The organism is Sphingomonas colocasiae, assembly GCF_019880585.1.
GTDB lineage: Bacteria > Pseudomonadota > Alphaproteobacteria > Sphingomonadales > Sphingomonadaceae > Sphingobium_A > Sphingobium_A colocasiae.
Window position 1 is genome coordinate 67743 of sequence record NZ_JAINVV010000011.1, and the last position, 11969, is coordinate 79711.

The window sequence follows — 11969 nt, forward strand, 5'->3', positions numbered from 1 at the left end:
TCGCCGGCCTGCGGCTCCAAGCCGGCAGTGAGTTCACCTGCCTCGGAACCGATCTAAAGCCGGTCCATCCGCAGCCAGCGCCGATCCCCCTGCCACGCCCTGGCCAGCGCCTGCTTCGCCGCCGCCGCCTCCGCCGCGCGCCCCTGCGCCGCCTCGCTGCGCATCAGCCCGTACAGCGCCCAGCCATTATTGGGGGCCTGCGCCAGCGCCGCGCGGAACGCGGCAGCGGCTTCGCCATGCTTGCCCTGAGCAAACAGCGCCGCACCCAGCGACTGGTTGACCGGATAATACCAATATGACGGCTCCTGATAGGGAATGCGCCCCTCGATCGCGATCGCGCGGGCATAATGGCCCGCCGCCTCGCCATGCCGTCCGTTCGCCGCCGCGAACCGGCCCCGCGCCACGGCTTCCGCCAGCGCCAGCAGATCGGGCGCGGGCACGCCCTGCGCGATCATGTCGGCGAAGGCATCGGATGCCTTCAGCGCCGCGATCGCCGCCAGTTCGCCGTCGAAACCCTTGCGGTCACGAAGCTGAGCATAGGCGACGGCGCGCGCATAATGGCGCATCGCGGCGGGATAGGGCAGGCGCGGATCGGGCGCCGCCATCGCCAGGATCGCCCTGGGCGCCGCGAATTGCGCCGCCGCCAGATAGGGTGCCGCGTCGATCGCCTGGATCCAGGCGATCCGCGCCGATGTGTCGGGGTCGAGCACGGTGCGCAGCCGCCGCGCCTCGCGGATCGTGGTGCCCATGTCGCCCGCCATCTGCGCGGAGGCGACGATGAAATGGATATTGTGCGGATAATAGCCATAGCGCACGAGGCTGCGGTCGTCGGTGTCGCGGATGAATGCCTCGTCGGCGCGCGCGGCGGCGACATTCACTCTGATCGAGTCCGCATAGCGCCCGCGCCGCATATAGATATGGCCCGGCATATGAACGAGGTGCCCGGCGCTGCGCGTCGACGCGGCGGACAGCCGGTCCGCCGCCGCCTCCGCCCGCTGCGGATCGCTCGCCTCCAGCAGATGGACATAGAGATGCGCCGCCTGGACATGGCCGGGATCGCGGCGCAGCACGGCTTCCACCAGCCGGATCGCCTCCCCGCTCCGCCCGATCGGGGTGCGCAGGTCCGCCTCCCAGTAATTCCAGGGCGTCGTATCCATCGCCGCCTCAGCCGCCAGCACCGCGATATCGCTGTCGTCGGGGAACCGGCGCGCCACCGCGATCATCGCATCGGCATAGGCCGCATCCAGCGCCGCGCGATCGGCCTTGGCATCGCGCGAATAGCGCAGCGCCACCGCCTCGATCAGCGCGCGCTCGCGCGGGGATGCGCCACCGCGCAATGCCATCGCCTTGTCCATCGCCGCCAGCGCCGCCGGCCGGTCGCGCTCGTCCATCGGCGCGTTGATATTGGGGCCCAGCGCCACCGCTTCGCCCCACCAGCACATCGCGCAATCCGGATCGATCCGCTGCGCCTCGCGGAACGATCGCACCGCGCCGGCATGGTTGAAACCGTAATTGAGCAGCAGCCCCTGGCTGAAATAACGCTGCGCCTGCTGGTCGCGCGCCGTCACGCGGAAGGGCGAGCCGGCAAGATCGGGATAAAGCGGGATCGGCTTGCTCCGGCTCGCCGGCGCCGCCACCGCCGCCGCGACGAGCAGTTCGCGCGCGAACATGTTGCCCACCCGCTTCGAACCGCAGATCAGCTCAGCCAGCCGGCTGGGATCGAGCGCCGCCAATGTCTCGGGCGAAACGCGCGGCGCGGCGGAGAAACTCGCCAGCATCACCCCGGCTCCGCCGATCGCGCAGACTTTCCAGAACCGTCCCATGCACTTGCCCCTTTAGCGATGCGATGAGCCACAACCGGCGGGAGAGGCTAACATGAGTCCTAGAGCGTAACAAACCGGCGCCGTCCCGCGCCGCTAAAAACGCTTCAAGCCAGCGACACCGATATCACCTGACGGCCAATGAACAGGATCGTCCGTGATGCACGAGAGGGATTACTTAGTAACATCTCGATATGTTCGCACCGCTCGATCACTTGATCTTCAAGCGCAACCTTTACCCGGCCACACCACTCGGAACACCGTGGTATCAGATGGAGGAAATTTTCGCGCTGCGATCTGCTTCTAGGCGGCGTGAACAAATTTGCGCCACGAGAAATTGCTCGGTTGCCGCATCGTCCACTCACTGCAATTATTAGATCTGGAGCGGTAGGGCGGCATGCAAGACAAACTTCTCAGTAAAACAATCGCGATGGTGCTCGGTGAGTTGGAGCGCGATGGAGACTTGGTGATCACCTCGCCGAGCATCGAACCGGTCGCGGATCGTATAGCGCAAGCTGTGCTGTCCGTTGTTCCGAACACGGCATTGTCGCATTTGGAGATGCTGGGTGTCAGGAATTTGGTGCTTCATGCAATCTCTGACAAGCGGTTCTTCGACTGGGAAATGCCTACCTTGACCGGTTTCACGGCGGCCGAGTTTGAAGGTATCGCGGAGAAATTGCCCCGAGATTAAGTAGGCACAGAGGGTTTGAGTTAGGGCGCATCGCCGCGAACAGAGCGTGAGGCTTGACCCGATCCGAGAGGATTGATTCAAGGCTGCTTTTTTTGGGGGAAGCTTTGAGCCGAGGCGATCTGACAGAGGCTGAATGGCGGGCGCTGAAAGGCCTATTGCCCATCGATCCTGAAAATCGCGGCCGAGGCAGGCGTCCCGAGCAGAACCGCGCAGTCGTCAATGGCATCCTCTGGCGGCTCCGATGCGGTGCCCCATGGCACGACGTTCCGCCCAAATATGGCAGTTGGAACACCATCTATCGGCGGTTCCGGCGATGGAGTGAAGCCGGGGTCTGGTAGATCGTTGCCGTGACGCTGGCCGAGATTATGGTGGACAGCGGCCACTACAGCATTGACAGCACCACCGTTCGCACCCACGTCTCGGCAGCGGGTAGAAAAGGGGGACTCATCGACGCGCTCTTGGCCGCTCGAGGGGCGGGTTCACCTGTAAGCTTCACTGCTTGGCTGATGCCCTCGGAAGGCCTCTCGCCCTCCACCTGACGGTCGGAGAGGCAGCAGACTACAAGGCCTATGATGCCCTGATCAGCCTCACCGAGCGCGCGCCTGACGCTTTGCTCGCCGACAAGGGCTACGACGCCGATGCAATCCGTGCCGACCTTGCTGAACGAAATATCGAGGCCGTCATTCCCGGTCGATCAAACCGCCGCGTGAAAATCGAACATGATCGGGCACTCTACAAGCAGCGCAATCGCATCGAGCGCATGTTCGGACAACTCAAGATCAACCGAGCCATCGCTACCCGATATGACCAACTGGCCAATAGCTTCCTCGGAATGGTCCATCTCGCCACCGCCAGATACTGGCTCAAATTTGCCCACACCGCCTAAGCTTTAGCTTACCGCCATGCGAGGAAAATACTACAAGCCACCACCAAGAGCGCGCGGCTAGCGGGGCGAATAATATTTAGGTTTAGTGACATGGTTACCACAAAGACTATAATGCCACTTCGAACAATTCAATCATGCAACCAAAAGATCAGCACTTACCAACAGCTTTGGCGGCATCGACGACAGCAAACACGGGGGTCGCGCTCCATTTCACGTTCGACCCACGCAGATATTCTGCAGTCTTCTGCAGGTAATCTAGCTCTTCCTTGGAAGGCCTCTCGCCGTGACCACGCGGTATTGCGAGACAATCGAACCGTTCGACACTGATTTTCTGCGCCTCGTAGGCAAGTCCTGCGAACTCACCTGCCCCCTTGATCTCTTCTTCATTCGGCTCGATCGGCCAAAATAGGATCCCCTTGAGCCATCCGCCCTTCCTCACATGCGTTTGCATCCATTCGTCGTAGCGCAGCAATTTGGCGATTGCGGCCGCGCGCTCTTGAATACCCTCCTTCGTTTCGATCGTGTGGCTAATGGGCGTGGCGGACCAAAACCGAATACCGAAGTAGGTGATCGCCCCGATGCCGGCCAAGACCCACGGGGCGGATTTGATAGCCTTCCGCGTGCGCGGATTTCGGCCAGATTCCTTTTTCAGATACGGCAGTAAACTGTCGGATGTATAATTGACCGCAGGAAGCCAGGATGGGTCGCACGTCGCTTTGATTTGCTCGATGTCATCAACAACCAATTCGTAGGCCTCCGCATGCCCCTCCGGCGTCCCGAGCAAGGCATCGACGTATTTATTGCGAACCTCTTTGAATTTAGCTTCCAAACCATCGTGCTGCTCCTTGGCCTTTTTCCAGTCCCGCTTATCAAGCGTTCTTTCAGCATCGACTAAAACTACGATGTCTGCCGCCAACTCCAAAAGTTGATCGAAGTAATCGCGAGTCATACGTTCGCCCCCTCTGAGCGCGATGGACCACATCCCAATTTATAGGTCAATCCTCGACCTACGTGTTTTCCTGCCATACAATTCCATCATCACTGGATGGCAGGCGATATTCGTGACTCAATTTTGCGTTCCAAGTCGGTTCAATCCTACCCATCACAGTGAACGCTGAACAATCACACCCCGTTGAGACTGTCCCAATCACAGGGCATGATGCCCGCGCGACAGCGATCCACGGGAGCACCGTCGGCATGAGAAACGGGGGCGTGCGCCATCCGGAGCGCAATACCATCATTTGCGGCGTCATCGCGCTGGGCGGCATCGTCGCCGTCGCGTTCGGCGCGTACGAGATGCAGACGCTCGGCCACGAAACCGGGCGCAGCGCGGCATCGATCAGCCTTGGCCTGCTCGCCGCGATCCTCGGCACCGCGCTTTTCGCCAATTTCCTGTGGGCGGTCCGCATCGTCCGCGCGATGCGGAGCGGGCGGACGGCGATCGCGCGCTGGACGGTGCCGGCGGACCAGGTGGAACGCTATCGCGAGATCGACGCCCGCTTCGCCGAACGCGAGGCGGAGAACGACTATCGCCTGCCTCGCGCGATCCCGGCGGACGGGCTGGAGGTGATCTTCTCCGAAGACGGCGTGCTGATCGGCGACTGCTATTTCGGGCTGGCAACGACGGGCATGACGCGATTCCAGCGCGTCGCCTCTATCGCGTCCGATCCGCCGATGATCGAATTCGGCACGGCGATGACGGTCGCGCGCAATCCCGGCCGGTTCAGCCTGCAGACCGTCCGGGGCACCCTGCGCGTCCCCGTCTCGCGCGAGGCCGCGCAACAGGCGGACAGGGTCGTCCGGCAATATCTGGACGTCATCGAACGGCGCGTGATCGTGAAGCCGCATTTCTGGACGGTCCGCATCCGTGGCGGCCTGATCGTCCTCGTCGTCTGCGCACTGCTGGCGCTGACCGGCTTCGCGCTGGCGGACAGGAACCAGGAACTGGGCAACATCCCCCTGTTCCTCGCCGTCGCCGGCACGATCTTCGCCATCGGCGGCGCGATCATGGCGCTGCTCGCCTGGGCGCTCCGCCGCAGGCAGATGGAGGGGTGATGTCCATCGGCGCGGCCTGAGAACCGCTTTGAGGAACTTGCTCCAGAATGGAGCAAGATCAGGCATTTTAACCTGCCTATCTCTTGCGGCGTTCCTGACAGGAGATTATCAATTTCAGATGCGGCACTGGGAAATGCCGCATTGTGGAGGGGGCTCCGATGAAATCGATATTTGGATGGCTCGCGCTGGCGAGCTGTCTTACCATGACCGTGGAACTGCCGGCCAATGCGCAGGAACGCTCTGCCGTAAAGCAGGGTTTCAGCCTTGCACCCAAAAGCGGCAAGAAGATCCTGGTCTTCCGCCCCTCGGTCAGCGTCGGATCCCAATCGACCGGCGGCATGTTCGAGCCCAATGCGGAATGGACCGAACAGGCCAAGGCCAATATCCAGGCCGCGCTCGAGAAACTCCAGGGCCAGCTGGGCAACGAGGTGATCGCAGCCCCCGAAGCCTATGGCGACGACACGCGCAACGTTCAGGAACATATGGCGCTGTTCGCGGCGATATCCCGCTCGATCATCGAATATCAGTTCTTCGTCGGCAACAGGCTGCCCACCAAGAAGCGCGACAATAAGGATGCTGTTTTCGATTGGTCGCTGGGCAAGGGCGTCGCCGATCTGCCGGGCGCGAAGGATGCGGATTATGGCATCTTCATATACAATAAGGATGCCTATGGCTCGACCGGGCGAAAGGTTTTGCAGGTCCTGGCCCTGATCGGCCCGGGGATCTCGGTGAAATCGGGCGAGCATCAGGGATATGCCGGCCTTGTCGACCTCAAGACCGGGGATCTGCTCTGGCTTAACGCCGATGCCGCGATGGGCGGCGACGTCAGGGAAAGCCTTGGCTCGGAAAAGCGCGTCAGCCAGCTTCTCGAGCAATTTCCCGGCAGCGAACTCGGAAAGCCGTGATGGCCGCCTCCGGGCGACACGGCCGGGCCGCACTGGCTGGACTTCTGGGCTGCCTGACATGGAATCACGCGGTCGCGCAGGTCGCGCCGCCCCCGCCCCCATATCAAGGTGCATACCAGCCGCAGGGCGTGGACGAGATCGGCCTCTGGCGCGAAGATGACGAAAGCGAACGCGCGCTCGCCGCCTCCCGGCTGGTCATCAACGACGAAAAGCTGACGGCCTATCTCCGCAAGGTGCTGTGCGATGCCGTGGGCACGGATCGCTGTGGTTCCGCACGGATCTATGTGCTGCGGGAGCCGACATTCAACGCCACCATGACGCCGAATGGTACGATGCGCATCTTCAGCGGCATATTGCTCAGAATACAGAACGAAGCCGAACTCGCCGCAGTGATGGGTCATGAATTCGGCCATTTCGAGAAACGCCATGGCCTGACGCGTTTCAAATCGACCAGACGCGGGTATGACTTCCTGGCCTGGGGAGGGCTGCTGGCCGGCATGTCGCCAAGCTACAACACCCGGCAGGCTTATCGAAATCTGGAAATCACGGTGTATGGAAGCTTGTTCCGGTACGGACGCGACAACGAACGCGAAGCCGACCTGCTGGGGCTTGGTTATCTGAATCGCAGCCGACTGAGGCCGCAGGCCGCATCAGCGATCTGGCAGAACCTCATGGGTGAAATCGAAGCTTCGGCCCGTACAAAGGGGCTCCAGAAACCCAATTTCGATGCGATCGCCTTCACCGCCTCCCATCCACCCAATGCCGAGCGCGCCGCCACCCTGGCCGCGCTGGCCGCGCCCGACGGCGATGGACGCGACGACGGCGCCTCGCGATATCGCGAGGCACTGGCGCCATGGCTGCCGATGTTCCTCGATGATCAGATCAAGTTGAACGATTTCGGGGCCAGCGAATATATCATCGCCAACCTCGCGAAACAGGGATGGACCGCCGATCTATGGCTGGCGCGCGGCGAACTCTATCGCACGCGGGGCAATCAACGCGATCTGGCCAATGCCGTCGAATTCTACGCCAAGGCCGTCGAGCTCGACGGCACCAAGGCCCCGGCATTCCGCGGGCTTGGCCTGTCACTGATCAAGCTCGGCAAACCATCCGACGGCAAGGCCGCGCTCCGGAAATATCTGGAACTCGATCCCACAGCGTCCGACGCAAAAATGATCAAACTCCTGGTCCCTGAGGAAACTGCGCAATGAAAATCCGGAATATGCTTCAGGGCACGGCCTTCGCCATTTTCGCGACAACCCTGTGCGCCACCGCCGCGCATGCGCACAAATTGCGCGTGAAGGGGGAAACGGTGACGGTCGCCGATTCCACCCTGGCCGTAACACCGTCGCGCGACTGGAACCGCCTTGATATCAAGCCCGGCAAGAACAGCGAAACCTGGACGCTGGACGGCGAACAGCTCAACGACGTGACATTCTTCGCCGGCATCGAATCGGGAAAACCCCTGGTTCGGGAAGCGAATGCGAAACGGGATCCACTGCCGAAATTCAAATCGAACATGCTGCTGATCGAGATACCCGAACTGCTGGAAGGCACCTATCGCACCTACAAGAAAATCGGCGCCTTCCAGTTGCTGTCGACCGAGCCGGGCAGCGCCTTCGGCCATGACGGCGTGCAATTCACCTATGAGTATACCGATGCGGACGAACTCACCAGAAAAGGGGAAGCAAGGGCATCGATCATCAAGGGCAAGCTCTACATGATCACCTTCGACGCCCCTCGCCTTCATTATTTCGATTCGACGCTCACCGATTTCCGTACGCTCGCGGATACGGCAAAACTCCAATAATGTTCTTTAGATAATCAACAAATCCCGCGCCCGCACGATCGCCTGCGATCGGCTGGCCACGCCCAGCTTCTCGTGGATCTTTTTGCGGTGGCTTTTCACCGTGCCTTCGGAAATGCCCAGCCGGGTCGCGATCTCCTTGGTGATATAGCCTTCGGCCACCAGCGCGATGATCTCGGTTTCGCGCGGGGAGAGCGTGAAATTGTTGGCGAGCTGCTCGACGCCGCGGCGCGGGCTCGCCTGTTGCAGCGCGGCGCCGCTTTCCGATCCGTCGGCGCGGCGCAGCACATCGTCCACATAGGCGCCGATCCGCGCGGGCAGATGCCGGCCGTTGCGCACCGACCAGTCGAACATCTCGATCAGGTGCAGCCGGTTGTTGAGCGCGCGCCGCACCAGCCCGGTATGCCGCGCCAGATCGACCGCCGCCTGCATATGCTCCACCGCCGCATTGTAGCGGCGCAGGCCGTGCGCCGCGCGCATCGCCATCACGCGGAAGGTGAAGCGCAGCCGGCTGTCCGCCTCGTCCAGGAACGCCTTGTTGATCCGGTCGAGCCAGACCTGCGCGTCGTGCGGGCGGCCCAGTTCGATCATCAGCCGCGCCGCTTCCAGCAGTGCCGGCACCTGCACGCCCAATATCGCGGGCGACAGGCTCTCCGCCGCCAGCAGATCGGCCAGCGGCGGCGCCTCCATCGCCTCCATCGCCAACCGCCATTCGCCCGCGCGCGTCAGTTCGCGCAGCCGCGCGATCGCCATGAACTGCAACAGGCGCGGCAGGTTGCGTTCGCGCGCCAGCGCCTCTCCGGCGCGCAATTGCGCCTCCGCCGCATCCAGCCCCTGGCGGATGCCCGCGATCGCCGCCGCATTGGCGAAGCCCGCGGCATAAAGCCGCACCCAGCCGTTGATCGTGTGCATCTGCGCCAGCGCCGGCTCCAGCATGCGCAGCGCGATATCCAGCTCGTTATTCTCGTAATGCAGGTTCGCGCGCAGCACCTGGGTGGAGAGCACTTCATAGCTGCTGCCGCCGCCCTCGATCCGCGCCAGCCGCTGCGCATCCTCGATATGCAGCACCGCCTTGTCGATCGTGTCGCGCGCCAGCGCGACGTCGCCCTGGTGGATGCGCAGGAAGATCGCGACCTTGCTCGCGCTATATTCCTGCAGCGCCTTCAGCCCGATGCCGCACACCGTCGCCGCTTCCGCATAGCGCGACAATTCCAGATAGACGAGCGTCAGCAGCGATGCGACGCTGCCCGCCAGCACCGGCTGCGTGCCGATATAGGCGGCCAGCGCCGCCTCCAGTCCGGCGATCCGGGCCTCGGTGATCGGCCGGTCTTCCGACGCTTCCAGCACCATGCTCAGCAATTGCGCGAAACCCTGGATGGCGACGCGGTCCGCCCCGTCGCGCAGCGCGGTAAAGTCGTGCGTCACCGCGCGCGCATCCTCCAGCGCGGTGCGCGCCTCCACCAGCCGGCCGCTACGGATGCGGAAATAAAGCTGCCCCAGGAACAGCAGCGGCAATTCCCCGGCCTGGCTGGCCGAGACGCGCTCGCCCAGCCCGACATCGGGTCCGTCGCGCAGATCGACCAGGATCGCGCCCACATTCTCCATGATCCGCGCGGCGAAAGCGGTGTCCGCCACCGTCACGGCGTGGCGGATCGCCTCCGCCGCGAAGCCGTTATGTTCGAACCAGGTCGCCGCGAAGCGCTTCAGCTGCTCATGCCGGGCGGGATCGAACCGGCGCAGCCGCTGGCGCAGATGGCGGCCGAATGCCGGGTGGAACGCCGCCCAGCTCCGCCCATCGTCGAGATAACGGATGAACAGCCCGTCGCGGATATGCGCGTCGATCCGCGACCATGGGCAGGGCGCATCCGGCATCGCCGCCAGCGCCTCGGGCGTGAAGCGATCGAGCACGCTCACATCCATCAGCGCCGCCAGCGTCTCCGCATCCATGCCGGCACAGATCACATCGTCGAAATAATCGGCCATCTCGGCGGGGATCGCCGCCTGTTCGCCGCTGTCGTGGAGCAGCCGGCGCGCGGCATCGGGCATGCGCGCGAAGAAACGCAGCCCCGCCGCCCAGCCATCGGCGATCTGGTTCAGCCGCTGCGCATCCCAGCGCGTCCAGCCCTTGCCGAGCAGCGCCGCCGCCTCATCGTCGGTCAGCTTCAGCCGGTCGGCGCCGATCACGCACACCATGCCGCGCAGCCAGCCGTCGTGCAGCGCGGTGCCGCGCATGCGGTGGCCGGTGACGAGGAAGCGGCTGTCCGCCGGCGCCGCCAGCAGGAAGCGTTCGATCAGCGCATGGGCATGGGGATCGCTGATCCGCTCCAGCCCGTCGACGAAACCGGTGATGCCCGCCGCCGCATGCGGCGCATCGCCGCCCTCGCCCGCATCGTGCGTGCACGGCGCATCCCCCGCAAAGGCGCGCGCCAGATGGCGGGCAAGCAGCGCGGGATCATTGTCCTCGATCGAAAGCGTCAGCCAATGGACGGGCGCGCCCTGTTCGGCCAGCACCGCATGATGGCCGGCGAGCAAGGTCGTCTTGCCGCTGCCCGGCGGCCCGGCGAGCAGCACCACGCCCCCTTCCGCCTCGGCGATGCGCCGGGCGACGCCGGGGCGCGGCACCAGCGCCTCGATCAGGCGCGGCGGGCGATAGCGGCCATTGGCCGCAGGGGATCGCGACGCGGCCCCGGCGACGCCGAACGCACCGTCACCTGCCGCGCGCGTGCCGGCGATGCTGAGGATCTTCGACGTCGCTTCCTCCCTCGTTCGCGCTCCGACGTGCACGCTCGATAACGACCACACCCGTTCGGACTGAGCCTGTCGAAGTCCTGCCCTTTCTTTCAACTGAGTTTCCGGAAAGGTCACGGGCTTCGGCAAGCTCAGCCCAAACGGCTTAAAAAGACAATATCACACCGCGTCCGCCGCTTCCCGCGCAAAGGCCGCGAGCAGCGCCTCGGCCACCAGCGGTGCCGATGCCGGATTCTGCCCGGTCACCAGATTGCCGTCGGCCTCCACATGCGCGCCGAACGGCTCCGCCGCCTTGGCATAGATGCCGCCCAGTTCCACCAGCCGGGTTTCGGGCAGCACCGGCACCAGCGTGTCGAAGGTGGTCATCTCCTCCTCGACATTGCTGATCGCGGTCACGCGGCGCCCGGCGACCAGCGGGCCACCGTTTCGCGCACTCGCCCCCGCCAGCGCGAGCACGCCATGGCAGACGGCGGAAACCACGCCGCCCTTGCCGTCGATCGCCTCGATCGTCGCACGCACCGCGCCATCCACCGGAAAGTCCCACGCGGCGCCCGCCCCGCCGACGAAATAGACCGCGTCGAAATCCGCCGGATCCAGATCCCCCAGACGCGGCGTCGCCGCCAGCGCGGCGGCGGCGGCCGCGTCGTCCAGGAAACGCGTGCCCGCATCGGTCAACCAGGGTGCTTCCAGGCTGGCGGGATCGATCGGCGCCGCCCCGCCCGCGACGGAAGCGAGCGTCAGCCGATGCCCCTTGTCGGCAAGCACATACCAGGCCGATGCCAGCTCCTCCAGCCACGTCCCCGTCTTGCCGCCGCTATCCCCCAGCGCGTCATGAGAGGTCAGAACGAACAAGATTTTCTTCGACATGGGCGCCTTCCCTGAATGATCCAGGCTACCGCTATGCGCCGATGCGTGCAGGGGTGCGCCTCAACTTAAGGGGGTATGTGATGACCGATCCGCCTGCAGGCGTTGCGGATATGCTCCATTCCCGAGCAAAGTGCCGTTGCATGCAGTTCGAATTCATGGAAACCAAGTTATCGAGAGTGTCAGGGTGATG

At 63.9% G+C, this 11969-nt stretch carries 11 protein-coding genes; 7 read left to right on the top strand and 4 right to left on the bottom strand.

Annotation, left to right across the window (positions count from 1 at the left end; translation table 11 throughout):
- Window positions 1–53: 53 nt before the first annotated feature.
- On the bottom strand, window positions 54–1823 hold the full coding sequence (locus tag K7G82_RS21920; RefSeq protein ID WP_222992088.1) for a tetratricopeptide repeat protein: 1770 nt from the start codon (window positions 1821–1823) through the stop codon (window positions 54–56).
- Window positions 1824–2217: 394 nt separating this feature from the next.
- Here K7G82_RS21920 and K7G82_RS21925 point away from each other — a divergent pair, with 394 nt between their 5' ends.
- From K7G82_RS21925 to K7G82_RS30330, 3 genes are all read left to right on the top strand, one after another.
- On the top strand, window positions 2218–2511 hold the full coding sequence (locus K7G82_RS21925) for a hypothetical protein (protein ID WP_222992089.1): 294 nt from the start codon (window positions 2218–2220) through the stop codon (window positions 2509–2511).
- A 155-nt stretch (window positions 2512–2666) separates the two neighbouring features.
- Window positions 2667–2849 (top strand): transposase, encoded by a 183-nt coding sequence (locus tag K7G82_RS30325; protein ID WP_425517307.1) that lies wholly within the window; start codon window positions 2667–2669, stop codon window positions 2847–2849.
- A 161-nt stretch (window positions 2850–3010) separates the two neighbouring features.
- The gene (locus K7G82_RS30330; RefSeq protein WP_425517303.1) at window positions 3011–3397 is read left to right on the top strand and encodes an IS5 family transposase; all 387 of its coding nucleotides are present in this window, start codon (window positions 3011–3013) and stop codon (window positions 3395–3397) included.
- 148 nt (window positions 3398–3545) lie between these two features.
- On the opposite strand, the gene K7G82_RS21935 is transcribed toward K7G82_RS30330, so the two are convergent.
- Window positions 3546–4346, bottom strand: a complete 801-nt coding sequence (locus K7G82_RS21935; RefSeq protein ID WP_222992090.1) for a hypothetical protein — start codon at window positions 4344–4346, stop codon at window positions 3546–3548.
- Window positions 4347–4594: 248 nt separating this feature from the next.
- On the opposite strand from K7G82_RS21935, the gene K7G82_RS21940 reads away from it, so the two are divergent.
- The 4 genes from K7G82_RS21940 (at window position 4595) to K7G82_RS21955 (ending at window position 8167) form a co-directional block, all read left to right on the top strand.
- Window positions 4595–5452 (top strand): hypothetical protein, encoded by an 858-nt coding sequence (locus tag K7G82_RS21940; RefSeq protein ID WP_222992091.1) that lies wholly within the window; start codon window positions 4595–4597, stop codon window positions 5450–5452.
- A 158-nt stretch (window positions 5453–5610) separates the two neighbouring features.
- Window positions 5611–6357, top strand: coding sequence for a hypothetical protein (locus K7G82_RS21945; RefSeq protein WP_222992092.1), 747 nt, complete (start codon window positions 5611–5613; stop codon window positions 6355–6357).
- Complete coding sequence (locus tag K7G82_RS21950) at window positions 6357–7568, top strand: M48 family metallopeptidase (RefSeq protein ID WP_222992093.1); 1212 nt, start codon at window positions 6357–6359, stop codon at window positions 7566–7568. The genes K7G82_RS21945 and K7G82_RS21950 overlap by 1 nt, the downstream gene beginning before the upstream one ends.
- Window positions 7565–8167 (top strand): hypothetical protein, encoded by a 603-nt coding sequence (locus tag K7G82_RS21955; RefSeq protein WP_222992094.1) that lies wholly within the window; start codon window positions 7565–7567, stop codon window positions 8165–8167. Before K7G82_RS21950 ends, K7G82_RS21955 begins: the two co-directional genes overlap by 4 nt.
- Window positions 8168–8173: 6 nt before the next feature.
- Here K7G82_RS21955 and K7G82_RS21960 read toward each other — a convergent pair whose 3' ends face one another.
- Both K7G82_RS21960 and K7G82_RS21965 read right to left on the bottom strand, forming a co-directional pair.
- Window positions 8174–10948, bottom strand: coding sequence for a LuxR C-terminal-related transcriptional regulator (locus K7G82_RS21960; protein ID WP_343228624.1), 2775 nt, complete (start codon window positions 10946–10948; stop codon window positions 8174–8176).
- Window positions 10949–11071: 123 nt separating this feature from the next.
- On the bottom strand, window positions 11072–11779 hold the full coding sequence (locus K7G82_RS21965; RefSeq protein ID WP_222992095.1) for a type 1 glutamine amidotransferase domain-containing protein: 708 nt from the start codon (window positions 11777–11779) through the stop codon (window positions 11072–11074).
- Window positions 11780–11969: the final 190 nt, after the last annotated feature.

What these genes read in the sequence shown, in the direction of transcription:
- K7G82_RS21950 (WP_222992093.1), top strand. Translation starts at nt 6,357, where the DNA reads ATGGCCGCCTCCGGGCGACACGGCCGGGCCGCACTGGCTGGACTTCTG.
- K7G82_RS21935 (WP_222992090.1), bottom strand. Translation starts at nt 4,346, where the DNA reads ATGACTCGCGATTACTTCGATCAACTTTTGGAGTTGGCGGCAGACATC.
- K7G82_RS21965 (WP_222992095.1), bottom strand. Translation starts at nt 11,779, where the DNA reads ATGTCGAAGAAAATCTTGTTCGTTCTGACCTCTCATGACGCGCTGGGG.
- K7G82_RS21945 (WP_222992092.1), top strand. Translation starts at nt 5,611, where the DNA reads ATGAAATCGATATTTGGATGGCTCGCGCTGGCGAGCTGTCTTACCATG.
- K7G82_RS21925 (WP_222992089.1), top strand. Translation starts at nt 2,218, where the DNA reads ATGCAAGACAAACTTCTCAGTAAAACAATCGCGATGGTGCTCGGTGAG.
- K7G82_RS21920 (WP_222992088.1), bottom strand. Translation starts at nt 1,823, where the DNA reads ATGGGACGGTTCTGGAAAGTCTGCGCGATCGGCGGAGCCGGGGTGATG.
- K7G82_RS21940 (WP_222992091.1), top strand. Translation starts at nt 4,595, where the DNA reads ATGAGAAACGGGGGCGTGCGCCATCCGGAGCGCAATACCATCATTTGC.
- K7G82_RS21955 (WP_222992094.1), top strand. Translation starts at nt 7,565, where the DNA reads ATGAAAATCCGGAATATGCTTCAGGGCACGGCCTTCGCCATTTTCGCG.